Origin of the sequence: Kitasatospora sp. CB02891, assembly GCF_002803145.1 — a bacterium.
GTDB lineage: Bacteria > Actinomycetota > Actinomycetes > Streptomycetales > Streptomycetaceae > Kitasatospora > Kitasatospora griseola.
In genome coordinates, this window is sequence record NZ_NNBO01000007.1 from 155,819 (window position 1) to 179,286 (window position 23,468).

General features: G+C 68.5%; 33 protein-coding genes. All 33 read left to right on the plus strand.

The window, feature by feature from the left end; all coding sequences use genetic code 11:
- Positions 1-59 precede the first annotated feature (59 nt).
- Complete coding sequence (rplV, locus tag CG736_RS17700; RefSeq protein ID WP_014136282.1) at positions 60-407, plus strand: 50S ribosomal protein L22; 348 nt, start codon at positions 60-62, stop codon at positions 405-407.
- Positions 407-1,249 carry a 30S ribosomal protein S3 gene (gene rpsC, locus CG736_RS17705; protein WP_100587178.1) on the plus strand — a complete coding sequence of 281 codons (843 nt, stop codon included), beginning with the start codon at positions 407-409 and terminating at the stop codon, positions 1,247-1,249. The genes rplV and rpsC overlap by 1 nt, the downstream gene beginning before the upstream one ends.
- Positions 1,250-1,254: 5 nt before the next feature.
- Complete coding sequence (gene rplP / locus CG736_RS17710) at positions 1,255-1,674, plus strand: 50S ribosomal protein L16 (RefSeq protein ID WP_030457415.1); 420 nt, start codon at positions 1,255-1,257, stop codon at positions 1,672-1,674.
- Entirely contained in the window at positions 1,674-1,898 is a 225-nt protein-coding gene (gene rpmC, locus CG736_RS17715; RefSeq protein ID WP_014136279.1) for a 50S ribosomal protein L29, read from the plus strand. Before rplP ends, rpmC begins: the two co-directional genes overlap by 1 nt.
- Positions 1,898-2,170 (plus strand): 30S ribosomal protein S17, encoded by a 273-nt coding sequence (gene rpsQ, locus CG736_RS17720; RefSeq protein WP_014136278.1) that lies wholly within the window; start codon positions 1,898-1,900, stop codon positions 2,168-2,170. Before rpmC ends, rpsQ begins: the two co-directional genes overlap by 1 nt.
- Before the next feature lie 102 nt (positions 2,171-2,272).
- Positions 2,273-2,644, plus strand: a complete 372-nt coding sequence (rplN, locus tag CG736_RS17725; protein ID WP_030300391.1) for a 50S ribosomal protein L14 — start codon at positions 2,273-2,275, stop codon at positions 2,642-2,644.
- Between the two features lie 15 nt (positions 2,645-2,659).
- Positions 2,660-2,971 carry a 50S ribosomal protein L24 gene (gene rplX / locus CG736_RS17730; RefSeq protein WP_035872243.1) on the plus strand — a complete coding sequence of 104 codons (312 nt, stop codon included), beginning with the start codon at positions 2,660-2,662 and terminating at the stop codon, positions 2,969-2,971.
- The gene (gene rplE, locus CG736_RS17735; RefSeq protein ID WP_073807936.1) at positions 2,971-3,540 is read left to right on the plus strand and encodes a 50S ribosomal protein L5; all 570 of its coding nucleotides are present in this window, start codon (positions 2,971-2,973) and stop codon (positions 3,538-3,540) included. Before rplX ends, rplE begins: the two co-directional genes overlap by 1 nt.
- 3 nt (positions 3,541-3,543) lie before the next feature.
- Positions 3,544-3,729 (plus strand): type Z 30S ribosomal protein S14, encoded by a 186-nt coding sequence (locus CG736_RS17740; RefSeq protein ID WP_008747480.1) that lies wholly within the window; start codon positions 3,544-3,546, stop codon positions 3,727-3,729.
- A gap of 265 nt (positions 3,730-3,994) precedes the next feature.
- Positions 3,995-4,402, plus strand: coding sequence for a 30S ribosomal protein S8 (gene rpsH, locus CG736_RS17745; protein ID WP_043914570.1), 408 nt, complete (start codon positions 3,995-3,997; stop codon positions 4,400-4,402).
- A gap of 22 nt (positions 4,403-4,424) precedes the next feature.
- Complete coding sequence (rplF, locus tag CG736_RS17750; protein WP_100587179.1) at positions 4,425-4,964, plus strand: 50S ribosomal protein L6; 540 nt, start codon at positions 4,425-4,427, stop codon at positions 4,962-4,964.
- Between the two features lie 3 nt (positions 4,965-4,967).
- Positions 4,968-5,351, plus strand: coding sequence for a 50S ribosomal protein L18 (rplR, locus tag CG736_RS17755; protein WP_035863513.1), 384 nt, complete (start codon positions 4,968-4,970; stop codon positions 5,349-5,351).
- A 48-nt stretch (positions 5,352-5,399) separates the two neighbouring features.
- Positions 5,400-6,020, plus strand: coding sequence for a 30S ribosomal protein S5 (gene rpsE, locus CG736_RS17760; protein WP_043914567.1), 621 nt, complete (start codon positions 5,400-5,402; stop codon positions 6,018-6,020).
- Complete coding sequence (rpmD, locus tag CG736_RS17765; RefSeq protein WP_014136270.1) at positions 6,020-6,202, plus strand: 50S ribosomal protein L30; 183 nt, start codon at positions 6,020-6,022, stop codon at positions 6,200-6,202. Before rpsE ends, rpmD begins: the two co-directional genes overlap by 1 nt.
- A gap of 1 nt (position 6,203) precedes the next feature.
- Entirely contained in the window at positions 6,204-6,659 is a 456-nt protein-coding gene (gene rplO, locus CG736_RS17770; protein WP_043914565.1) for a 50S ribosomal protein L15, read from the plus strand.
- A 273-nt stretch (positions 6,660-6,932) separates the two neighbouring features.
- On the plus strand, positions 6,933-8,240 hold the full coding sequence (gene secY / locus CG736_RS17775; RefSeq protein WP_043914563.1) for a preprotein translocase subunit SecY: 1,308 nt from the start codon (positions 6,933-6,935) through the stop codon (positions 8,238-8,240).
- A complete protein-coding gene (locus tag CG736_RS17780; RefSeq protein ID WP_100587180.1) occupies positions 8,240-8,899 on the plus strand; it encodes an adenylate kinase in 660 nt (219 codons plus the stop codon). The genes secY and CG736_RS17780 overlap by 1 nt, the downstream gene beginning before the upstream one ends.
- 108 nt (positions 8,900-9,007) lie before the next feature.
- Positions 9,008-9,841, plus strand: coding sequence for a type I methionyl aminopeptidase (gene map / locus CG736_RS17785; RefSeq protein WP_100587338.1), 834 nt, complete (start codon positions 9,008-9,010; stop codon positions 9,839-9,841).
- Positions 9,842-9,981: 140 nt separating this feature from the next.
- On the plus strand, positions 9,982-10,416 hold the full coding sequence (mscL, locus tag CG736_RS17790; protein ID WP_043914559.1) for a large conductance mechanosensitive channel protein MscL: 435 nt from the start codon (positions 9,982-9,984) through the stop codon (positions 10,414-10,416).
- A gap of 168 nt (positions 10,417-10,584) precedes the next feature.
- Positions 10,585-10,806, plus strand: coding sequence for a translation initiation factor IF-1 (gene infA, locus CG736_RS17795; RefSeq protein ID WP_003956442.1), 222 nt, complete (start codon positions 10,585-10,587; stop codon positions 10,804-10,806).
- Positions 10,807-10,841: 35 nt separating this feature from the next.
- Positions 10,842-10,955, plus strand: a complete 114-nt coding sequence (gene rpmJ / locus CG736_RS17800) for a 50S ribosomal protein L36 (RefSeq protein WP_003956441.1) — start codon at positions 10,842-10,844, stop codon at positions 10,953-10,955.
- A 177-nt stretch (positions 10,956-11,132) separates the two neighbouring features.
- Complete coding sequence (gene rpsM, locus CG736_RS17805; RefSeq protein ID WP_035863501.1) at positions 11,133-11,513, plus strand: 30S ribosomal protein S13; 381 nt, start codon at positions 11,133-11,135, stop codon at positions 11,511-11,513.
- A gap of 73 nt (positions 11,514-11,586) precedes the next feature.
- On the plus strand, positions 11,587-11,994 hold the full coding sequence (gene rpsK, locus CG736_RS17810; RefSeq protein ID WP_030232513.1) for a 30S ribosomal protein S11: 408 nt from the start codon (positions 11,587-11,589) through the stop codon (positions 11,992-11,994).
- A gap of 133 nt (positions 11,995-12,127) precedes the next feature.
- Positions 12,128-13,150, plus strand: a complete 1,023-nt coding sequence (locus tag CG736_RS17815) for a DNA-directed RNA polymerase subunit alpha (RefSeq protein WP_030457404.1) — start codon at positions 12,128-12,130, stop codon at positions 13,148-13,150.
- 124 nt (positions 13,151-13,274) lie between these two features.
- Positions 13,275-13,745 (plus strand): 50S ribosomal protein L17, encoded by a 471-nt coding sequence (gene rplQ / locus CG736_RS17820; protein ID WP_035863499.1) that lies wholly within the window; start codon positions 13,275-13,277, stop codon positions 13,743-13,745.
- Between the two features lie 116 nt (positions 13,746-13,861).
- The gene (truA, locus tag CG736_RS17825) at positions 13,862-14,767 is read left to right on the plus strand and encodes a tRNA pseudouridine(38-40) synthase TruA (RefSeq protein WP_100587339.1); all 906 of its coding nucleotides are present in this window, start codon (positions 13,862-13,864) and stop codon (positions 14,765-14,767) included.
- 128 nt (positions 14,768-14,895) lie between these two features.
- Positions 14,896-16,554 carry an ABC-F family ATP-binding cassette domain-containing protein gene (locus tag CG736_RS17830; protein WP_100587181.1) on the plus strand — a complete coding sequence of 553 codons (1,659 nt, stop codon included), beginning with the start codon at positions 14,896-14,898 and terminating at the stop codon, positions 16,552-16,554.
- A gap of 235 nt (positions 16,555-16,789) precedes the next feature.
- The gene (rplM, locus tag CG736_RS17835; RefSeq protein ID WP_035863497.1) at positions 16,790-17,233 is read left to right on the plus strand and encodes a 50S ribosomal protein L13; all 444 of its coding nucleotides are present in this window, start codon (positions 16,790-16,792) and stop codon (positions 17,231-17,233) included.
- Between the two features lie 47 nt (positions 17,234-17,280).
- On the plus strand, positions 17,281-17,787 hold the full coding sequence (gene rpsI, locus CG736_RS17840) for a 30S ribosomal protein S9 (RefSeq protein WP_043914527.1): 507 nt from the start codon (positions 17,281-17,283) through the stop codon (positions 17,785-17,787).
- 137 nt (positions 17,788-17,924) lie between these two features.
- Complete coding sequence (gene glmM, locus CG736_RS17845) at positions 17,925-19,289, plus strand: phosphoglucosamine mutase (RefSeq protein ID WP_100587182.1); 1,365 nt, start codon at positions 17,925-17,927, stop codon at positions 19,287-19,289.
- Positions 19,290-19,479: 190 nt separating this feature from the next.
- Positions 19,480-20,574, plus strand: coding sequence for a hypothetical protein (locus tag CG736_RS17850; RefSeq protein WP_157815621.1), 1,095 nt, complete (start codon positions 19,480-19,482; stop codon positions 20,572-20,574).
- Complete coding sequence (locus CG736_RS17855; protein ID WP_100587184.1) at positions 20,564-21,775, plus strand: glycoside hydrolase family 26 protein; 1,212 nt, start codon at positions 20,564-20,566, stop codon at positions 21,773-21,775. Before CG736_RS17850 ends, CG736_RS17855 begins: the two co-directional genes overlap by 11 nt.
- Before the next feature lie 95 nt (positions 21,776-21,870).
- Complete coding sequence (locus tag CG736_RS17860; RefSeq protein ID WP_100587185.1) at positions 21,871-23,466, plus strand: glycosyltransferase family 39 protein; 1,596 nt, start codon at positions 21,871-21,873, stop codon at positions 23,464-23,466.
- The last annotated feature ends 2 nt before the right edge of the window (positions 23,467-23,468 follow it).

A 23,468-nucleotide genomic window follows, 5' to 3' on the forward strand; every position in this document is an offset into this window, starting at 1 on the left:
TCGCTTCCGAGCTGTAGCGCCAGAACGACAAAGTGACTTACTCCATTAAGGGGACAACCATGGAAGCCAGGGCCCAGGCGCGGTACATCCGCGTCACGCCCATGAAGGCCCGCCGCGTGGTGGACCTCATCCGTGGCCTGCCGGCCACGGAGGCCCAGGCGGTCCTGCGTTTCGCTCCGCAGGCTGCCACCGTGCCGGTCGGCAAGGTGCTGAACAGCGCCATCGCCAACGCCGCGCACAACTACAACCACTCCAACGTGGACGACCTCTACATCTCCGAGGCGTACGTTGACGAGGGTCCGACCCTGAAGCGGTTCCGTCCGCGTGCCCAGGGCCGTGCCTACCGGATCCGCAAGCGGACCAGCCACATCACCGTGGTCGTCAGCAGCAAGGAAGGGACCCGGTAATGGGCCAGAAGGTTAACCCGCACGGGTTCCGCCTCGGCATCAGCACGGACTTCAAGTCCCGCTGGTACGCCGACAAGCTGTACAAGGACTACGTCAAGGAAGACGTCGCCATCCGGCGTCTCATGACGCAGGGCATGGAGCGCGCCGGCATCTCGAAGGTTGAGATCGAGCGCACCCGTGACCGGGTCCGCGTGGACATCCACACCGCCCGCCCGGGCATCGTGATCGGCCGCCGTGGCACGGAGGCCGACAAGATCCGCGGCAAGCTGGAGAAGCTGACCGGCAAGCAGGTCCAGCTGAACATCCTCGAGGTCCGCAACCCCGAGATGGACGCCCAGCTCGTTGCGCAGGGCGTCGCGGAGCAGCTGTCCTCCCGCGTCTCCTTCCGTCGCGCCATGCGTAAGAGCATGCAGTCGACCATGAAGGCCGGCGCCAAGGGCATCAAGGTCCAGTGCTCCGGTCGTCTCGGCGGCGCCGAGATGAGCCGTTCGGAGTTCTACCGCGAGGGCCGTGTGCCGCTGCACACCCTGCGCGCGAACGTCGACTACGGCTTCTTCGAGGCCAAGACCACCTTCGGCCGCATCGGCGTGAAGGTCTGGATCTACAAGGGCGACGTCAAGAACATCGCCGAGGTCCGCGCTGAGAACGCCGCTGCCCGCTCCGGCAACCGCCCGGCCCGTCCCGAGGGCGGTCGTCCCGCTCGCGGTGGCGAGCGCGGTGGCCGTGGTGGCGAGCGCGGTGGCCGCGGCCGTCGTCCCGCCGCCGCTGCTTCCGAGGCCCAGGCCCCGGCTGCCGCGGTGGAGGCTCCGGCCGCCGCTGAGAACACCGGAACGGAGGCCTGACCCTCATGCTGATCCCCCGTCGGGTCAAGCACCGCAAGCAGCACCACCCGAAGCGCCGTGGCGCTGCCAAGGGTGGCACCGAGCTGGCGTTCGGCCAGTTCGGCATCCAGGCCGTGACCCCGGCCTACGTGACGAACCGTCAGATCGAGTCCGCTCGTATCGCGATCACCCGTCACATCCGTCGTGGCGGCAAGGTCTGGATCAACATCTACCCGGACCGCCCGCTCACCAAGAAGCCGGCCGAAACCCGCATGGGTTCCGGTAAGGGTTCGCCGGAGTGGTGGATCGCGAACGTGCACCCGGGTCGGGTCATGTTCGAACTGTCGTACCCGAACGAGAAGATTGCCCGCGAGGCGCTCACGCGTGCCGCGCACAAGCTTCCGATGAAGTGCCGGATCGTTCGGCGCGAGGACGGTGAGAGCTGATGTCGGCCGCTACCAAGGCTGCTGAGCTTCGCGAGCTGGACAACGAGGGCCTCGTTGCCAAGCTCCGTGAGGCCAAGGAGGAGCTGTTCAACCTCCGCTTCCAGGCGGCGACCGGGCAGCTCGACAACCACGGACGGCTCCGGCTGGTCCGTAAGGACATCGCGCGGATCTACACCCTGATGCGCGAGCGCGAGCTGGGCATCGAGACGGTGGAGAACGCCTGATGACTGAGAACACCAACGAGACGCGCGGTTTCCGCAAGACCCGTGAGGGTCTCGTCGTCAGCGACAAGATGGACAAGACCGTCGTCGTCGCCGTCGAGGACCGCGTCAAGCACGCGCTGTACGGCAAGGTCATCCGCCGTACCAACAAGCTGAAGGCGCACGACGAGCAGAACGCGTGCGGTGTCGGCGACCGTGTCCTCCTGATGGAGACCCGGCCGCTGTCCGCGACGAAGCGCTGGCGCGTCGTCGAGATCCTCGAGAAGGCCAAGTAACAAGGTTGTTCGCGGTACGGCCGTATGTGCACCAGGCCCCCAGGGGCGCGGGTGTGAGCAGCGGCCGGCCCGTCAACACTTGTTGACGATCAGGAGAATGCTGTGATCCAGCAGGAGTCGCGACTGCGCGTCGCCGACAACACGGGTGCGAAGGAAATTCTCTGCATCCGCGTTCTCGGTGGCTCCGGTCGCCGCTACGCCGGTATCGGCGACGTCATCGTCGCCACCGTCAAGGACGCGATCCCCGGCGGTTCGGTGAAGAAGGGCGACGTCGTGAAGTGCGTCGTCGTTCGCACCGTCAAGGAGCGCCGCCGTCCGGACGGCTCGTACATCCGTTTCGACGAGAACGCCGCTGTCGTTCTCAAGAACACCGATGGCGACCCCCGCGGTACCCGCATCTTCGGCCCGGTGGGCCGCGAGCTGCGCGACAAGAAGTTCATGAAGATCATCTCGCTGGCGCCGGAGGTGCTCTAACCCATGGCGAACAGCATGAAGATCAAGAAGGGTGACCTGGTCCAGGTCATCACCGGCAAGGACAAGGGCAAGCAGGGCAAGGTCATTCAGGCCATGCCGGCTGACAACAAGGTCCTGGTCGAGGGTGTCAACCGGGTCAAGAAGCACACCAAGCCGGGTCCCGGTACCCAGGGTGGCATCGTGACCGTCGAGGCCCCGGTGCACGTCTCCAACGTCCAGCTGGTCGTGGAGAAGGACGGCAAGAAGGTCGTTACCCGCGTCGGCTACCGCTTCGACGACCAGGGCAACAAGATCCGCGTTGCCAAGCGGACGGGTGAGGACATCTGATGTCTGAGACGACTGTTGAGAAGGTGGCCCCCCGCCTCAAGGAGAAGTACCTCTCCGAGGTCAAGGGCCAGCTGCACGAGGAGTTCTCGTACGAGAACGTCATGCTGATCCCCGGCCTGGTCAAGGTCGTGGTCAACATGGGCGTCGGCGAGGCTGCCCGTGACAGCAAGCTGATCGAGGGTGCCATCAAGGACCTGACCGCGATCACCGGTCAGAAGCCGGCCGTCACCAAGGCCCGCAAGTCCATCGCGCAGTTCAAGCTGCGCGAGGGTCAGCCGATCGGTGCCCACGTCACCCTCCGTGGTGACCGCATGTGGGAGTTCGTGGACCGTCTGGTGTCGCTGGCTCTGCCGCGTATCCGTGACTTCCGCGGCCTCTCCCCGAAGCAGTTCGACGGCCGTGGCAACTACACCTTCGGTCTGACCGAGCAGGTCATGTTCCACGAGATCGACCAGGACAAGGTCGACCGTCAGCGCGGTATGGACATCACCGTCGTGACCACCGCTCAGACCGACGATGAGGGCCGGGCGCTCCTGCGCGCTCTGGGCTTCCCGTTCAAGGAGGCGTGAGCCATGGCGAAGAAGGCCCTGATCGCTAAGTCCGAGCGCAAGCCGAAGTTCGGCGTCCGGGCGTACACCCGGTGCCAGCGCTGCGGCCGTCCGCACTCGGTGTACCGCAAGTTCGGCCTGTGCCGCGTGTGCCTCCGTGAGATGGCGCACCGCGGCGAGCTGCCGGGCGTGACCAAGAGCTCCTGGTAATCACTTACCAGCTGTTCTGACCAGCGAAGCAGTGTGCCCGACCCCGGCTTTTGGGTTCCGGAAGCGGATCCCGTAAGGTTGTGGGGTCGGGCCCCTGCCGCAGCGCCCTGTCCGGGCAGTCTGCGGCTCTCCGAGGAGGGCTCGCGCAACCCAGTCTTACTACGTCGTAGGTCCCCTGCGCTTGTGCCCCTTTCGCACTCTTTCACGAGTGCGCGGAGGGGGACCTGGTGCGGAGAAACCACGGCGAGAGAGGCCTGAGGCCACCATGACCATGACCGACCCGATCGCAGACATGCTCACTCGTCTGCGTAACGCCAACTCGGCGTACCACGACTCCGTCGTGATGCCGTCGAGCAAGATCAAGGCGCACGTCGCCGAGATCCTGCAGCAGGAGGGTTACATCTCCTCCTACAAGGTTGAGGACCCCACCGAGAACGAGGTCGGCAAGAAGCTGACCATCGAGCTCAAGTTCGGTCCGAACCGTGAGCGCTCCATCGCCGGCATCAAGCGCATCAGCAAGCCGGGTCTGCGTGTTTACGCAAAGTCCACCAACCTGCCGAAGGTGCTCGGCGGCCTGGGCGTGGCGATCATCTCCACGTCCTCCGGCCTCCTGACCGACAAGCAGGCCGCCAAGAAGGGCGTAGGCGGAGAAGTTCTCGCCTACGTCTGGTAATTCGGGAAACGGAGGTACAGCAATGTCGCGCATTGGACGGCTGCCCATCCAGGTTCCCGCTGGTGTGGACGTCACCATCGACGGCCAGACGGTCACGGTGAAGGGTCCCAAGGGCACCCTCACCCACGTCGTCGCCGCGCCGATCGAAATCGGCAAGGGCGAGGACGGCTCTCTGGTCGTCACCCGCCCGAACGACGAGCGTCAGTCGAAGGCCCTGCACGGCCTGTCGCGCACGCTGGTGGCGAACATGATCACCGGCGTGACCGCGGGCTACCGCAAGTCGCTGGAGATCAGCGGTGTCGGCTACCGAGTCACGGCGAAGGGCTCCAACATGGAGTTCGCGCTGGGCTACAGCCACCCGATCCTGGTCGAGGCCCCGGAGGGCATTTCCTTCGTCGTCGACTCGCCCACCAAGTTCCACGTGGACGGCACCGACAAGCAGAAGGTCGGCGAGGTCGCCGCGAAGATCCGCAAGCTGCGCAAGCCCGACCCGTACAAGGCCAAGGGCGTCAAGTACGCGGGCGAGGTCATCCGCCGCAAGGTCGGAAAGAGTGGTAAGTAAGCGATGAGCGTCTCTGTCAAGATCGGCAAGGGCAACGCCTACAAGAACGCCGCCCGCAAGCGCCGCGCCATTCGCGTTCGCAAGCGCGTCGTCGGCACCGAGGTGCGTCCGCGCCTCGTCGTGACGCGTTCGAACCGCCACATGGTCGCCCAGGTCATCGACGACGCCAAGGGTCACACCCTGGCGTCGGCGTCCACCCTCGACGTGTCCATCAAGGGCACCGAGGGCGACAAGACCGAGCTGGCCAAGAAGGTCGGAAGCCTGGTCGCCGAGCGCGCCAAGGCTGCCGGCGTCGAGTCGGTCGTCTTCGACCGCGCGGGCAACCGGTACGCCGGCCGCATCGCCGCTCTGGCGGACGCGGCTCGCGAGGCCGGGCTCGACTTCTAAGCCGCTCGTCGACTCTGTCGGCGGACGTAAACGAGAGAGGTAATTCCAATGGCTGGACCCCAGCGCCGCGAAGGCGGCGCCGGTCGCGGCACGGGTGGCGAGCGGCGCGACCGTAAGCGTGACGAGCGGGGCGGCGCCCCGGTCGCCGAGAAGACTGCTTACGTCGAGCGCGTCGTCGCGATCAACCGTGTTGCCAAGGTTGTCAAGGGTGGTCGTCGTTTCAGCTTCACCGCGCTGGTCGTGGTGGGCGACGGTGACGGCACCGTGGGTGTCGGTTACGGCAAGGCGAAGGAGGTTCCGGCCGCCATCGCCAAGGGCGTTGAGGAGGCCAAGAAGAACTTCTTCAAGGTCCCCCGTATCCAGGGCACCATCCCGCACCCCATCCAGGGTGAGAAGGCCGCCGGCGTCGTGCTGCTGAAGCCGGCGTCCCCCGGTACCGGTGTTATCGCCGGTGGCCCGGTGCGTGCCGTCCTGGAGTGCGCCGGCGTCCACGACATCCTGTCGAAGTCGCTCGGCTCGGACAACGCGATCAACATCGTGCACGCCACCGTGGCCGCTCTGAAGGGCCTCGTGCGCCCCGAGGAGATCGCCGCCCGCCGTGGCCTGCCCCTGGAGGACGTGGCCCCGGCCGCGCTGCTCCGGGCCCGTGCGGCTGGGGTGAGCGCCTGATGGCTCGCCTGAAGGTCACCCAGACCAAGTCGTACATCGGTAGCAAGCAGAACCACCGTGACACCCTTCGTTCGCTCGGCCTGAAGCGGCTGAACGACACCGTGGTGAAGGAGGACCGCCCGGAGATCCGCGGCATGGTCCACACCGTTCGTCACCTCGTCACGGTCGAGGAGGTGGACTGAAATGGCGGACAACTCGCCGATCAAGATCCACAACCTGCGTCCGGCGCCCGGCGCCAAGACCGACAAGATCCGCGTCGGTCGTGGTGAGGGCTCCAAGGGTAAGACCGCAGGTCGTGGTACCAAGGGCACCAAGGCCCGTTACCAGGTTCCGGAGCGCTTCGAGGGTGGCCAGATGCCCCTCCACATGCGCCTCCCGAAGCTGAAGGGCTTCAAGAACCCGGCCCACAAGCAGTTCCAGGTCGTGAACCTGGACCGCCTGGCCGAGCTCTACCCGAACGGTGGCGAGGTCACCGTTGCCGACCTGGTCGCCAAGGGCGCCGTTCGCAAGAACGAGCTCGTCAAGGTTCTCGGCCAGGGCGAGATCTCGGTCGCGCTGCAGGTGACGGTCGACGCCGTCTCCGGCTCCGCCACCGAGAAGATCACCGCCGCCGGCGGCTCGGTCACCGAGCTGCTGTGACGTCGCTGATCTGACGCACGGACAGAAACCGGGCCCCGCACTCCTCTCGAGAGAGAGGAGTGCGGGGCCCGGTTGCGTTTCCGACTCCGACACGCTTGAACACCTGTGCTCGATTTGTGTGTCAAACCCGGGCAAGCCGTACCCCATGCGTGGGGGAGCGGCAGTGCGCGCTTCTGTCGAGCACCCGGGCACTGTTAGAGTCCGTGAAGTTCCCTTACCCCACATCAGGACCGACCCTTCCGCCGACGACGCGCGGGAGGCGCAGGAGGCACCGTGCTCAGTGCGTTCGCGCGGGCGTTCCAGACGCCCGACCTGCGCAAGAAGCTGCTGTTCACGCTGGGCATCATGGTGCTGTTCCGGCTGGGCGCACACGTTCCGATGCCCGGGATCAACTTCGAGGCCGTGCACGCGTGCGTGAGCGGTCAGAAGGAAGGTCTGTTCGGGCTGGTCAACCTGTTCAGTGGAAACGCGCTGCTACAGCTGACCATCTTCGCGCTCGGCATCATGCCGTACATCACGGCCAGCATCATCCTTCAGTTGCTCACCGTGGTCATTCCGCGGCTGGAGGCCCTGAAGAAGGAAGGGCAGTCCGGCCAGGCGAAGATCACCCAGTACACCCGTTACCTGACCATCGCGCTCGCGGTGCTGCAGGGCACCGGCATCCTCGCGACCGCGTCCAGCGGCGCGCTGTTCTCCGGTTGCGCGCAGGGCGGGAACATCGTCCCGAACACGTCGATCTTCCGGATCGCCACCATGGTCATCATCATGACCGCCGGCACCACCGTGATCATGTGGCTGGGTGAGCTGATCACCGACCGCGGCATCGGCAACGGCATGTCGATCCTGATCTTCACCTCCATCGCGGCCGGCTTCCCCGGCTCGATGTGGGCCATCAAGGGTTCCGGCAAGCTGCTGGACGGCTGGGGCGAGTTCTCCGCCGTCATCCTGGTCGGCATCATCGTGGTCTGCCTGGTCATCTTCGTCGAGCAGGCCCAGCGCCGGATCCCGGTGCAGTACGCGAAGCGGATGGTCGGCCGGCGGTCGTTCGGCGGCACCTCGACGTACATCCCGCTGAAGGTCAACCAGGCCGGTGTGATCCCGGTCATCTTCGCCTCCTCGCTGCTGTACATCCCGGCGCTGGTGGTGCAGTTGACCAACTCGCAGGCGGGCTGGGCGATCTGGATCAAGAACCACTTCATCAAGGGTGACCACCCGATCTACATGGCCACCTACTTCGTGCTGATCGTGTTCTTCGCGTTCTTCTACGTCGCCATCTCCTTCAACCCCGAAGAAGTTGCCGACAATATGAAGAAGTATGGTGGGTTCATCCCGGGCATCCGGGCCGGCCGACCGACGGCCGAGTACCTGAACTACGTGCTCACCCGCATCACGTGGCCGGGTTCGCTGTACCTGGGCCTGATCGCGTTGATCCCGATGGTCGCCCTCGTCGCCTTCGGGCAGCAGACCAACTTCCCGTTCGGCGGCACCTCCGTGCTCATCGTCGTCGGCGTCGGACTCGAAACTGTGAAGCAGATCGAGAGCCAGCTCCAGCAGCGCAATTACGAAGGGTTCCTCCGCTGATGCGAATCGTCCTCGTCGGACCCCCCGGGGCCGGGAAGGGTACTCAGGCGCACGTTCTGGCCAAGACCCTGTCCATTCCCCACATCTCCACCGGTGACCTCTTCCGTGCCAACATCAGCCAGGGCACCCCGCTGGGCGTCGAGGCGAAGTCCTACATGGACGCCGGGCGCCTGGTGCCGGACGAGGTCACCATCGGGATGGCCAAGGACCGCATGCTCCAGGAGGACGCCGCCGACGGCTTCCTGCTGGACGGCTTCCCGCGCAACCTGGGTCAGGCCGAGGCGCTGGACGCCTTCCTGACCGAGCAGGGCATCGCGCTGGACGGCGTGCTGGACCTTGAGGTCTCCGAGGACGAGGTCGTCAAGCGGATCGCCGGTCGCCGGCTGTGCCGCAAGAACGGCGCCCACGTGTTCCACGTGGTGTACAACCCGCCGAAGACCGAGGGCGTCTGCGACGAGTGCGGCGGCGAGCTGTACCAGCGCTCGGACGACACCGAGGAAGCCGTCCGGGTCCGGCTGGAGGAGTACCACTCCAAGACGGAGCCGATCATCGGCTACTACCAGGAGCAGGGCCTGCTCGTCACCATCCCCGCCCTCGGCAAGGTGGACGAGGTGACCGAGCGCGCGGTCGCCGCCCTGGAGCAGAAGAAGAACGCCTGACCCCAAGGCATCGAGACGGCCGGGTAGCCCCGAAGCGGGCGGCCCGGCCGTCTCGGCGTCGTACGGTGGTAGGCAGTCCGACATCAGAACGTGGAAGGCGTGGACCAGATGGAGATCAAGACCCCCGAGCAGATCGCCAAGATGCGGGCGGCCGGGCTGGTCGTCGCCGAGGCGCTGAAGGCCTGCCGCGAGGCGGTCGCCCCGGGGGTGACCACCGGTGAGCTGAACGAGATCGCCGACCAGGTCATCACCAAGCACGGCGCCACGTCCAACTTCCGCGCCGACCACGGCGGCCTATGGTTCCCGGGCGTGATCTGCGCCTCGGTGAACGAGGAGGTCGTGCACGGCATCCCCGGCGACAAGGCGCTGAAGGCCGGCGACCTGATCTCGATCGACTGCGGCGCGATCCTGGACGGCTGGCACGGCGACGCGGCGATCACCGTCGCGGTCGGCGCGACCGCCGACGAGAACGTGATGCTGTCGAAGGTCACCGAGGGCTCGATGTGGGCCGGCATCGCCCAGATGAAGAAGGGCAACCGCCTGGTCGACGTGTCCCGGGCGATCGAGGGCTTCATCCGTCGCCAGCCGCTGCCCCCGAAGGGCAAGTGGGGCATCACCGAGGGCTACGGCGGCCACGGCATCGGCACCGCCATGCACATGGAGCCGCACGTGCTGAACTACGTGGCGGGCCGGGGCAAGGGCCCGAAGCTGGTGCCCGGCACGGTGCTGGCGATCGAGCCGATGGTGTCGCTGGGCACCCCGCACACCGCGATCCTGGACGACGACTGGACGGTGGTCACCACCGACGGCACCTGGGCCTCGCACTGGGAGCACTCGGTGGCCGTCACCGAGCAGGGTCCGCTGGTGCTGACCGCGTTCGACGGCGGCAAGGCGGAGCTGGCGAAGCTGGGCGTCACCGCGGCGCCGGACCCGCTGGGCTGATCCCTCCGGAGTGGCGCGCGGGACGGCCGGCGGCTGAGGGACATGTCTCAAACCGGCGGATCGAGGCCCGGGGGTTTTGACCCCCGGGCCTCTTGTCCTATTTTCGTCAGCTGATACCCGTAGCTACTCCAGGAGAGACAGTGCTCAAGGGCTTCCGCGACTTCATGATGCGCGGCAACGTCATCGACATGGCCGTCGGTGTGGTCATCGGTGCCGCGTTCACCGGGGTCGTGACCGGCTTCGTGACCGCGTTCCTCACCCCCGTGCTGGGCGTGGTGGTCGGCGCGGCCGGCGACTTCAGCGCGTACAAGTTCACCGTCGCCGACGTCACCTTCCCGTACGGCCAGTTCCTGAACGTGCTGATCGCGTTCGTGCTGACCGCCGCGGTGCTGTACTTCTGCGTCGTGCTCCCGGTCTCCAAGGCGACCGCCCGGTACCTGCCGAAGAAGCCCGCCACCCCCAAGCGGCCCTGCCCCGAGTGCCTGACCGAGATCCCCCAGGCGGCCCGCCGCTGCTCGTCGTGCACCGCGGTGGTGGAGCCGGTGCTCCCCATCCAGGTGACGGCCAAGGGCTGAGAATTTCGCTCCGGCGTGGTGCTTGGTTTACGATGGTGCGTCGGCTCTCTCGTAGCGTGTTTCGGCACGCCCTCAGCCCAGGGGAGTACTCCCGGGCGGAGGTGAAGCCTGGTTCGCACGAGCGTTCCGCATACGGTAGCCGGACCCGAAGGGTGGATCTCGCAGTTCATGGCTAAGAAGCAAGGCGCCATTGAGATCGAGGGCACCGTGATCGAGTCTCTTCCGAACGCGATGTTCAAGGTCGAGCTGCAGAACGGTCACAAGGTCCTCGCGCACATCAGCGGCAAGATGCGCATGCACTACATCCGCATCCTCCCGGATGACCGGGTCGTGGTGGAGCTCAGCCCCTACGACCTGACCCGCGGCCGGATCGTCTACCGCTACAAGTAACAAAAGCCAGATCTAGACCCCGGAGAACCTGAATCATGAAGGTCAAGCCGAGCGTCAAGAAGATCTGCGACAAGTGCAAGGTGATCCGCCGCCACGGCCGGGTCATGGTGATCTGCGACAACCTGCGCCACAAGCAGCGCCAGGGCTGAGTCACCCCCCAGCATTTCTCGTAGTACCTTCGCGCGACGCGCATCAACGTCATACGCGGGCCGCCCGATCCGTCCGAACAGGACGGACTGCCACCCCCGGTCAGAGGCCGGGGCTCCCTGTCGAGAGACAGTGAGTAGGCGGCACGTCAGACCTCTGAAGAACCACAGGAGCCTTGAATGGCACGCCTCGCCGGCGTTGATCTCCCCCGCGAAAAGCGGATCGAGATCGCCCTCACCTACGTCTACGGCATCGGCCGTACCCGCGCCCAGCAGACGCTGGCCGAGACCGGTGTGAGCCCGGACGTCCGCGTCCGCGACATCACCGAGGACGACCTCGTCAAGCTGCAGAAGTTCATCGACGCGAACTTCGAGGTCGAGGGTGACCTCCGCCGCGCCGTCGCCGCCGACATCCGCCGCAAGGTCGAGATCGGCTGCTACGAGGGCCTGCGCCACCGCCGTGGCCTGCCGGTCCGCGGCCAGCGCACCCACACCAACGCGCGTACCCGCAAGGGCCCGCGTCGCGCGATCGCCGGTAAGAAGAAGCCGGGCAAGAAGTAGTCCGTCCCGTCAACCGGACATCCCTCCGGCCCGCGGGATAGCGGACCGACCACCTCAGTAGGAGAACAGACTTATGCCCCCCAAGGGTCGTCAGGCTGCCGGCGCGAAGAAGATCCGCCGCAAGGAAAAGAAGAACGTCGCTCACGGGCACGCCCACATCAAGAGCACGTTCAACAACACCATCGTTTCGATCACCGACCCCGCGGGCAACGTGATCTCCTGGGCCTCCGCCGGCCACGTCGGCTTCAAGGGCTCGCGCAAGTCCACCCCGTTCGCCGCGCAGATGGCCGCCGAGGCCGCTGCCCGTCGCGCGCAGGAGCACGGCATGCGCAAGGTCGACGTCTTCGTCAAGGGTCCGGGCTCCGGCCGCGAGACCGCGATCCGTTCGCTCCAGGCCACCGGCCTGGAGGTCGGCTCGATCCAGGACGTCACCCCCACCCCGCACAACGGCTGCCGTCCGCCGAAGCGTCGCCGCGTTTGATCCGGCGCCTTCACAGGCACTGCGGGTAGCGTTTTAAACCTGGTACGGGGTCCCGTTCTGAACGGGACCCCGTACGCTTGAGTTCTATCGGCATCAAATAGTGGGTGCCGAAGACAACTGGAGGATCCAGAACATGCTGATCGCTCAGCGTCCTTCGCTGACCGAAGAGGTTGTCGACGAGTTCCGCTCGCGGTTCGTCATCGAGCCGCTGGAGCCGGGCTTCGGCTACACCCTCGGCAACTCGCTCCGTCGCACGCTCCTCTCCTCGATCCCGGGTGCCGCTGTCACCAGCATCCGCATCGACGGTGTCCTGCACGAGTTCACCACCGTGCCGGGCGTCAAGGAGGACGTCACCGACCTCATCCTGAACATCAAGCAGCTGGTCGTCTCCTCGGAGCACGACGAGCCGGTCGTGATGTACCTGCGCAAGCAGGGCCCGGGTGTGGTCACCGCCGCCGACATCGCGCCCCCGGCCGGTGTCGAGGTGCACAACCCCGAGCTGGTCCTCGCCACGCTGAACGGCAAGGGCAAGCTGGAGATGGAGCTGACCGTCGAGCGCGGTCGCGGCTACGTCTCCGCCGTGCAGAACAAGGCTTCCGGCCAGGAGATCGGCCGCATCCCGGTCGACTCGATCTACAGCCCCGTGCTGAAGGTCACCTACAAGGTCGAGGCCACCCGTGTCGAGCAGCGCACCGACTTCGACAAGCTGATCGTCGACGTCGAGACCAAGCCCGCCATGCGTCCGCGCGACGCGATGGCGTCGGCCGGCAAGACCCTGGTCGAGCTGTTCGGCCTGGCCCGCGAGCTGAACGTCGACGCCGAAGGCATCGACATGGGCCCGTCCCCGACGGACGCCGCCCTGGCCGCGGACCTGGCGCTGCCGATCGAGGAGCTGGAGCTCACCGTCCGCTCCTACAACTGCCTCAAGCGCGAGGGCATCCACACCGTGGGTGAGCTCGTCGCCCGCTCGGAGGCCGACCTGCTCGACATCCGCAACTTCGGTGCGAAGTCGATCGACGAGGTCAAGGCGAAGCTGGCCGGCATGGGCCTGGCCCTCAAGGACAGCCCGCCCGGGTTCGACCCGACCGCTGCCGCCGACGCCTTCGGCGCCGACGACCTGGACGACCAGGGCTACGCGGAGACCGAGCAGTACTGATTTTTGGCACCGGGGGCGGTTCCTCGCGAACCGCCCCCGGCACCATGAAAGTCGTGCGGACACGGTGTCCGTACGCCCGCTGCGGTACCTGGTACGGCCGTAGTCGGAGATTCGAGGAGTAACCATGCCCCGTCCCACCAAGGGTGCCCGCCTCGGCGGCGGTCCGTCCCACGAGCCGCTGCTGCTGGCCGGCCTGGCCCGCGAGCTGTTCCAGTACGGCCGCATCACCACCACCGAGGCCAAGGCTCGTCGCCTGCGCCCGCTGGCGGAGAAGCTGATCACCAAGGCGAAGAAGGGTGACATCCACAACCGTCGCCTGGTGCGCAAGACCATCACCGACGTGTCGGTGCTGCACACCCTCTTCACCGAGATCGCCCCGCGGTTCGAGAACCGCCCCGGCGGTTACACCCGCATCACCAAGATCGGCAGCCGTCGTGGCGACAACGCCCCGATGGCCGTGATCGAGCTGGTCGAGGGCGAGATCGCCACCAAGGCGACCGTCGCCGAGGCCGAGGCCGCTGCCAAGCGCGCCGTCAAGGAGGCCGAGCAGGCCGCCGAGGCCAAGGCCGACGAGGCCGAGACCACCGAGGCCTGAACCTCATAGGTCCGTGACCGGGCCCGCTCTCCCGCGACGGGGGAGCGGGCCCGTTCGCATCTCAGCTGCGAGACAGGGGAGTTGGAGTGGTGAACGACTGCGCGGAGCAGCCGCCGGTGAAGGACGGCCCGGCCGACGGGCACACCCGGATCAGGCTCGATCTGGCGTACCACGGCGCGGAGTTCTCCGGCTGGGCCCGGCAGCGCGGGCGGCGCACCGTGCAGGGCGAGCTGGAGGACGCGCTGCGGATCGTGCTGCGGAGCGAGGACAACTTCCCGCTGACCGTGGCCGGCCGCACCGACGCCGGGGTGCACGCGCGCGGGCAGGTGGCGCACGTCGACCTGCCGGACGAGCTGTGGGCGCAGCACGGCGAGAAGCTGCTGCGCCGACTGGCCGGGCGGCTGCCGGCGGACGTCCGGGTGTACCGGCTGTCCGAGGCGCCGCACGGGTTCGACGCCCGGTTCGCGGCGATCTGGCGGCGCTACGCGTACCGGGTCGCCGACCACCAGGGCGGCGTCGACCCGATGCTGCGCGGGCACGTGCTGTGGCACGACCGGCCGCTCGACCTGGAGAGGATGAACGCGGCCGCCGCGCTGCTGGTGGGCGAGCACGACTTCGCCGCGTACTGCAAGAAGCGCGAGGGCGCCACCACCATCCGCACCCTGCTGGAGGTGCACTGGGACCGGACCCCGATCGACCCGTACGCGGCCCAGGAGGGCTCGCTGGCGGTCGCGACGGTCCGGGCGGACGCGTTCTGCCACAACATGGTGCGCTCGCTGGTCGGCGCGATGCTGCTGGTCGGCGACGGACATCGGCCGGTGGAGTTCCCGGGCGAGGTGCTGGCGGGCGGCGTACGGAACTCGGCGGTCAACGTGATCCGCCCGCACGGGCTGACGCTGGAGGAGGTCGGCTACCCGGAGGACGCGCTGCTGGCGGAGCGGAACCGGGTCTCGCGGCGGCTTCGTACGCTGGGGGAGCCCGCCGAGGGCGCGGCCGGCTCCGCGCCGGGCGGATCCGACTGAGGGTGCCGTCAGTTCCCCGCGCCCCTGGTAGGGCGCGGGGGTGCGGTCCGCCGACGGGTGTTCGGGTGCTCGGGTGGGGCGGGTAATCCGTTTTGTCGTGCGGTTGCCGCTTGGCACAATTCGGTGGCATGGGACATGTCGAGATCTCGCACCTGGAGTACTACCTGCCGGACGGGCGGGTGCTGTTCGACGACGCGTCCTTCCGCGTCGGCGAGGGCGCGGCCGTCGCGCTGGTCGGCGCGAACGGGGCCGGGAAGACCACGCTGCTGCGCATGATCGCGGGGGACGTGCAGCCGCACGGCGGTTCGGTGACGGTGAGCGGCGGGCTGGGCGTGATGCGCCAGTTCGTCGGCACCACCGGCCGGGAGGACGCGAAGGACACCCCGGGCGCGCTGGCCCCCGACGCCTCGGTGCGGGACCTGCTGGTCTCCGTCGCGCCGAAGCGGATCGCGGACGCGGCCCGCAAGGTGGACGCCGCCGAGCTGGCGATGATCGCGCAGGACGACGAGAAGTCGCAGATGGCGTACGCGCAGGCGCTCTCCGACTGGGCGGACGCCGGCGGCTACGAGTACGAGGCCGACTGGGACATCTGCACGATGGCCGCGCTGGGCATGCCGTTCGACCGCGCCCAGTGGCGGGGCCTGAACACGCTGTCCGGCGGCGAGCAGAAGCGGCTGGTGCTGGAGGCGCTGCTGCGCGGCCCGGACGAGGTGCTGCTGCTGGACGAGCCGGACAACTACCTGGACGTGCCGGGCAAGCGCTGGCTGGAGGAGGCCATCCGGGCCACCAACAAGACGGTGCTGTACATCTCGCACGACCGGGAGCTGCTCTCCCGTACCGCCGAGAAGATCATCGCGGTGGAGTCCGGCGCGGCCGGTTCCAGCGTGTGGGTGCACGGCGGCGGGTTCGACAACTTCCACGAGGCGCGCAAGGCCCGGTTCGAGCGGTTCGAGGAGCTGCGCCGCCGGTGGGACGAGGAGCACGCCAAGCTGAAGAAGCTGGTGGTCACGCTGCGGCAGGCGGCGGCGGTCAGCCACGAGATGGCGTCCCGGTACGCGGCCGCGCAGACCAGGCTGAAGAAGTTCGAGGACGCGGGCCCGCCGGAGGCGCCGCCGCGCGAGCAGTCCATCACCATGCGGCTGAAGGGCGGCCGCACCGGTGTGCGGGCGTTCACCATGCAGGGCCTGGAGCTGACCGGCCTGATGCAGCCGTTCGACCTGGAGGTCTACTACGGCGAGCGGGTCGGGGTGCTGGGCTCGAACGGCTCCGGCAAGTCGCACTTCCTGCGGCTGCTGGCGGGCGACGAGTCGGTGAACCACGGCGGCAGCTGGAAGCTCGGCGCCCGGGTGGTGCCGGGGCACTTCCGGCAGACCCACGCCCATCCGGAGCTCCTGGGCCGCACGGTGCGGGCGATCGTCGAGGAGGAGCACGCGCTGTCCCGGGGCGCGGCGATGTCGGCGCTGCGCCGCTACGAGCTGGACCGGCAGGAGGAGCAGAAGTTCGAGTCGCTGTCCGGCGGGCAGCAGGCCCGGCTGATGATCCTGAAGCTGGAGCTGTCGGGTGTGACGGCGCTGCTGCTGGACGAGCCGACCGACAACCTGGACCTGGAGAGCGCGGAGGCGCTGCAGCAGGGCCTGGAGGCGTTCGACGGCACGGTGCTGTGCGTCACCCACGACCGCTGGTTCGCGCGGACCTTCGACCGCTTCCTGGTGTTCGGCTCGGACGGCCGGGTGTACGAGTCGTCGGAGCCGGTCTGGGACGAGGCCCGGGTGGTCCGGGACCGCTGATCCCGCGGCGCCGCCGCCGGGCCGGTTTGGATTCAGCGCCTCCGGCCCGGTATTGTTGGCTGCTGTTGTGCGTATTGGCTCGCTCTATCTCACGTGAGAGGTCGGTACGCCGGAGACACCACAGGCCGAACTCCAGCGGCCAACGCCCGAATTGCGTCCGGGACGGTCGGCTGGAGGCCCCAGGCCCTGTGTGCTCCTGTCAGGACCCACTCACTGAAAAGCGAAGGCTACGACCGTGCGTACGTACAGCCCCAAGCCCGGCGACGTCCAGCGTCAGTGGCACGTCATCGACGCGACCGACGTCGTGCTCGGCCGCCTGGCCTCCCAGGCCGCCAACCTCCTGCGGGGCAAGCACAAGGCGATCTACGCGCCGCACGTTGACACTGGTGACTTCGTCATCATCATCAACGCCGACAAGGTGCACCTCTCGGGCAACAAGAAGACCCAGAAGCTCGCCTACCGTCACAGCGGCTTCCCGGGCGGTCTCCGCTCGGTCCGTTACGACGACCTGCTGGCGAACAACCCGGAGAAGGCCGTCGAGAAGGCCATCAAGGGCATGGTTCCGAAGAACAGCCTCGGCCGCCAGATGCTCTCGAAGCTGAAGGTCTACTCGGGCGACCAGCACCCGCACGCTGCGCAGCAGCCGGTGCCGTTCGAGATCTCCCAGGTCGCGCAGTAATTCCGGCCACCCACACCCCAACTGACGTAGAAGAGCTGAGGAACACCGTGGCCGAGACTGCCATCGAGAGCACCCTCGAGGTCGAATTCGACGACGAGAACGTCGACGAGTACACCTCCGAGTCCGAGTACACCACCGAGTCGCTGGCCGGCCGCTTCGGCGAGGCCGTCCCCGGCGCCGGTCTCGGCCGCCGCAAGGAGGCGATCGCCCGCGTGCGCATCGTCCCCGGCACCGGCCAGTGGAAGATCAACGGTCGCACCCTGGAGAACTACTTCCCCAACAAGGTGCACCAGCAGACCGTGAACGAGCCCTTCAAGCTCCTGGAGCTGGACGGCCGTTACGACATCGTCGCCCGCATCTCGGGTGGCGGCGTCTCCGGTCAGGCCTACGCGCTGCGCCTCGGCGTCGCCCGTGCGCTGAACGAGGCGGACGTGGACAACAACCGCGGCCCGCTCAAGAAGGCCGGCTTCCTGACCCGTGACGCCCGCGCCGTCGAGCGCAAGAAGGCCGGTCTGAAGAAGGCCCGCAAGGCGCCGCAGTACAGCAAGCGCTAATCGCACCCTGCATGCGATCCTCGCCCCGGAGCACACTTCGTGCTCCGGGGCGTTGTGCCTCCCGGACTCGTGCGGGGTCCGCGGGGGCTGGTACCAACCGAGCCGACAGGCGCTGACAGGACGGGACGAACGCGAACATGGCACGACTCTTCGGTACGGACGGGGTACGCGGGGTGGCCAATGTCGGCCTGACCGCGGAGCTGGCGCTCGGCCTGTCAGTGGCCGCCGCCCATGTGCTCGGGGACGCGAACGCGTTCGAGGGGCACCGGCCGGTCGCCGTGGTCGGCCGTGATCCCCGCGCGTCCGGAGAGTTCCTGGAGGCCGCGGTGATCGCCGGCCTGGCCAGTGCCGGCGTGGACGTGCTGCGGGTCGGCGTGCTGCCGACCCCGGCGGTGGCGTACCTGACCGGCGCGCTCGGCGCGGACTTCGGCGTGATGCTGTCCGCCAGCCACAACGCGATGCCTGACAACGGCATCAAGTTCCTCGCCCGCGGCGGCCACAAGCTGGACGACGCGATCGAGGACGCGATCGAGGCGCACTACCGCCGCTACGGCGTCGGCGACGAGACCTGGGAGCGGCCGACCGGCGCCGCGGTGGGCCGGGTCCGCCAGTACAACGAGGGCTTCGACCGGTACGTGGCGCACCTGGTCGCGGTGCTGCCGAACCGGCTGGACGGCGTGAAGGTCGTCATCGACGGCGCGCACGGCGCGGCCGCCCGGGTCGCCCCGGAGGCGTTCGCCCGGGCCGGCGCCGAGGTGGTGTACACCCTGGGCACCGAGCCGACCGGCCTGAACATCAACGACGGCGTCGGCTCCACCCACCTGGACAAGCTGCGCGCCGCGATGCAGGAGCACAAGGCCGACCTGGGCATCGCCCTGGACGGCGACGCGGACCGCTGCCTGGCCGCCGACGCCGAGGGCAACGAGGTGGACGGCGACCAGATCCTCGCGATCCTCGCGGTCGCCATGAAGGAAGCGGGCACGCTGCGCCGCAACACCGCGGTGGCCACCGTGATGTCCAACCTGGGCTTCAAGCTGGCGATGGAGCGCGAGGGCGTCGAGCTGGTGCAGACCGCGGTCGGCGACCGGTACGTGCTGGAGGAGATGAAGCAGCACGGCTTCGCGCTCGGCGGCGAGCAGTCCGGCCACGTGATCCTGCTCGACCACGCCACCACCGGCGACGGCACCCTGACCGGTCTGATGCTCGGCGCCCGGCTGGCCGCCACCAAGCAGCCGCTGGCCGACCTCGCCACCGTGATGACCCGGCTGCCGCAGGTGCTGATCAACGTCAAGGGCGTGGACAAGGACCGGGTCGAGTCCTGTGTCGAACTGCAGGCGGCGGTCTCGGCGGCGGAGGCCGAGCTCGGCACCACCGGGCGGGTGCTGCTGCGCAAGTCGGGCACCGAGCCGCTGGTCCGGGTGATGGTCGAGGCGGTCGGCCACGACCAGGCGCTGGAGGTCTGCGAGCGCCTCGCCGAATCGGTTCGCCTGCACCTGGGCTGACGGCGGGTCGGCGCGGCGGGCCCGGCGGGGGAGCCGGGCGCCGCCCGCCCCGGATCGGCTGACGGAAGGTCAGCAGTGGTGCGCAGGTGACGGATCGGCAACTCTTCGGCCAGCCCGAGGGCGGGCTGTGGACGTGTCGAGCTCTACCGATAGCATGCTGAACTGTGATCGAAGCGTGGAGGGGGCGTTGATGTCAGAGGATCAGCCGCAGCAGCAGCCGCAGCAGCAGCCGCCGGCATCAGGGCAGGGGGTCCCGCCGCAGCAGCCCGGCATGCCGGGCTCGCCGCAGCCTGCCTACGGTTACCCGCCGCAGCAGGGCGGGCCGCAGCCGGCGTACGGGTACCCGCCGCAGCAGGGGTTCCCGCCGGCCCAGCCCGGATTCGGGCCGCCGCAGGGCCCCGGTTTCTCGCAGGGCGCGGGCTCGCCGCAGTCGTACGGGCAGGGGGGCTACCCGCCGCCCGGGCAGCAGCCGTACCAGGGCCGGTACGCCGCGCCGACGTTCCAGGGCGACGCGGAAGCGCCGGACTGGTCGGCGATGGCGACCCAGCACGAGGACGAGCGGCGCCGTCGCAAGCGGACGATCGCGCTGCTCAGCACCCTGGGCGCGCTGGTGCTGGTCGGCGGCATCGTCACCGCGGCGGTGCTGGTCGGCAACGACGACAAGCCGAAGAAGCCGATCGCGGGCCAGTCCACGGACCCGGGCCCCGGTCCGAGCAACGGCGCCTCGGGTTCCCCGGCGGGGAAGCCGAAGACGGCGGAGGAGGCACTCAGCCGGGTGTCCACCGACAAGGCCCCGCTGTCGGCGGAGGGCCTGTTCCCGAACGCGACGCTGACCGTCGACGGTCAGACGCTGAACCGGGTGGCGACCGAGCACGGCGACACGTGCTCCGCGGAGACCAACAACGGTCTCGGCTCGGTGCTGTCCACCGAGAACTGCCAGGACATGTACCTGGCGACCTACCTGTCCGACAAGTCGGCGATCACCGTCGGCATCGCGGTGTTCGACACCAAGCCGCAGGCGGACCGGGTGAAGTCGAAGGTGGCCGGCAACGTCAAGGCGCTGCGCACGAACTCGACGCCGCGGTTCTGCCCGAAGCTGGCGGAGTGCGCGACCTCCAACGACTCGTTCGGCCGCTACGCGGTGTTCACTCTCGGCGGCAATGTCGACCTGAGCCCGGTGACGGACTCCACGCCGGCCGTGAAGTCGGCGGCCGCGGGCGTCCTCAAGAAGGCCGTGGACGATCTGAAGGCCCGTGGTCAGGCTGCTCTTTCGAATGCCGGCTGAGCGAACGAAGGACTGGCCGGGCACACTGAGCGGTCGAATACGCGAGTACGCGCCGCCGCTGTTCGAACGACCCGTGGCGTTCGTCGCCCGGGTGGTCGAGCGGTTGGCGGCGCTGCTCGGCCCGGTGCTGGCACGGGTCTGGCGGCTGCTGCCGCCGACCCTGCGGGTCGGGCTGGTGATCGGCCTGGTACTGAGCTGCTTCGCGGTGGAACTGGACGGCGCCTCCGGCTCGAACCCGGGCCGGGGGGCGGTCGGCGCGCCCTCCGCCGGTTCGGGCGCGCTGGCGCTGCCGCCCGAGGACCCCGGCACCGAGGCGCGCAAGGACCGGCTGGTCAACCCGCCCGGGCTGCTGTTCGGCATCGCCACGCCGGAGGCGCCGAGCGAGGCGCGCACCAAGCAGGTGGTGGACGACGCGGGGGACCACCCGACCGTCCAGGAGTACTTCCTGAAGTGGAATCAGGACTTCAACCAGGATTCGTTCGAGGCCTCGTACAAGCTGGGCGCGATGCCGCTGCTCACCTGGGAGCCGTGGGCCGGCGGTGACAAGTCCGTGGACCAGCCCGACTACCGGCTGTCGAGGATCGCCTCGGGCGCGCACGACGACTACGTGAAGAAGTTCGCACGGGACGTCAAGAAGGCCAGGGGACCGGTGGTCCTGCGGTTCGCGCACGAGATGAACGAGACCTGGTACCCGTGGTCCGAGGAGCGCAACGGCAACCGGAAGGGCGACTACGTCGCGGCCTGGCGGCACGTGCACGACGTGTTCGACGCACAGGGTGTGGACAACGTGATCTGGCAGTGGTGCCCGGACACGCAGAGCCCCGGCCGGCCGCCACTGTCCCGGTTCTACCCGGGCGACGACTACGTCGACTGGATGGGCATGGAGGCGTACAGCACCGACAGCGCGGAGAGCGTGGGGCCGCTGCTGAACGACACCTACGACGAGTTGACGGCCCTTTCGGACAAGCCGATCTTCATCGGCGAGACCGGGGTGCGGCCGACCAACGCGAAGGCGCTGTGGATCCAGGACTTCTTCTCCTGGCTGATCGACCACCCGCGGGTGGTCGGGTTCGTCTGGTTCCAGTTCGCGGACAGCGAGGGCGGGCGCTACGACTGGCGGTTCACCACCTCCCAGGGGGCCCGCGACTCGTTCCGCAGGGGCCTCGCCTCACAGGTGCTGGTGTCCTGGCCGCTGCGCTGACGAGGTGTCTTGTGTGGGATGCGAACGGCCCGAAATAATGGCGGCCTCTGCGGCCGGTTCGGCCGCTCTTCACTGAATCCGCACTGGAGCCGACCGTGTCCTGGGCTGTCTCTCCCCATGCTGAGGAGGCTCCGCAGACCGCCGCGGAGCCCGGGACCGGGTCCGGTTCCTCCCGCCGGTCCCGCCGCGAGGAGTCGGACGGGCGCCGGCTGCTGGGACTGCGGCTGCCGGTCTGGTTCCTGCTGCTGTCGCTGGCCGTCCAGGTCGGCTTCGCCCTGCGGCTGATCTGGACCCGCACCGCCTTCAGCGACGAGGCGCTGTACCTGTTCGCCGGCCACGACCTGGTGGCGAACTGGGTGCACGGCGTCCAACTGCCCGCCTACGCGAGCTACTTCTCGGGCGCCCCGCAGCTGTACCCGCCGATCGGCGCGGCCGCCGACACCATCGGCGGCATCACCGCGGCCCGACTGCTCGGCCTGGCCTGCATGATGGGCGCCACCGTGCTGGCCTACCTGGCGGCCTCCCGGCTGTACGGGCGGACGGCGGGCGCGCTGGCGGCGCTGACGTTCGTGGTGCTGACGCCCACCCAGTTCCTGTCCGCGTTCTCCACCTACGACCCGATGGCCGTGCTGCTGACCGCGCTGGCCGGCTACCTGGCGATCCGGGCCGAGGGCCGCTGGGGCTGGCTGGCCGCCACCGGCGCGGTGGTGGCGCTGGCCGACGGCGTCAAGTACGCGGCGGCGCTGTGGAGTCCGGTGGTGGTGGCGCTGGCGGTGCTGTGCGCGATGCCGAAGCTGCGGCTCGGCGCGGCGCTGCTGCGCGGCGTGTTCGTGACGGCGGTGGCGGGCGCGCTGATGGGCCTGGGCGTCCTGGCGGGCGGCCGCCAGCTGCGCGGCGGCATCGAGTCGACCACGCTGAGCCGGCACACCGGACAGGACACGGTGGCGTTCATCATGGGCGAGTCCTGGGACTGGGTCGGCCCGGTGCTGCTGCTCGCCGTGGCCGGCCTGGTGCTGCTGTGCGTGCGCGGCGCGTCCTGGGCGAGCCGGGGGATCGGCGCGGTCCTGCTGCTCGCGGTGGTGCTGGCCCCGGCGAACCAGGCGCGGATCAACCTGACGGTCTCGCTGCACAAGCACGTCACCTTCGGCGCCTGGTTCGCCTGCCTGCTGGCGGGCTTCTTCCTGGCCTGGCTGCTGGAGACGGGCCGCGGCCGGCGGATCTGGCAGCCGCTGGTGATCTCGGCCGCCCTGGCCGGCACCCTGGCGGTGGGCGTGCCGGAGACCGACCGGCTGTACCTGAACGGCTGGGCGGACGCCACCGAGATGGTGGCCGCGATCCGTCCGCACGTCGATGAGCAGGGCCTGTACCTGGCGGAGAACTCGCCGGTGCCGCGCTACTACCTGCGTCACGAGACCGACGGCACGCAGTGGGTCAGCACCTGGAACTACTCGTACAAGGACCCGAAGGACAAGAAGAACTACAGCGGCGCGGCCGCCTACGAGAAGGCGATCGCCGCGAACAAGTTCAACCTGGTGGTGCTGGACAACAAGACCACCAAGGACCTGGACGTGAAGATCACCGCCGCGCTGCAGGCCAACAAGAACTACCAGCAGGTCGCGGACCTGCCGAGCAACATCAAGGGCCTGCACTACACGATCTGGCTGTACAAGCCGGCCGCGAAGAGCGGCTGACG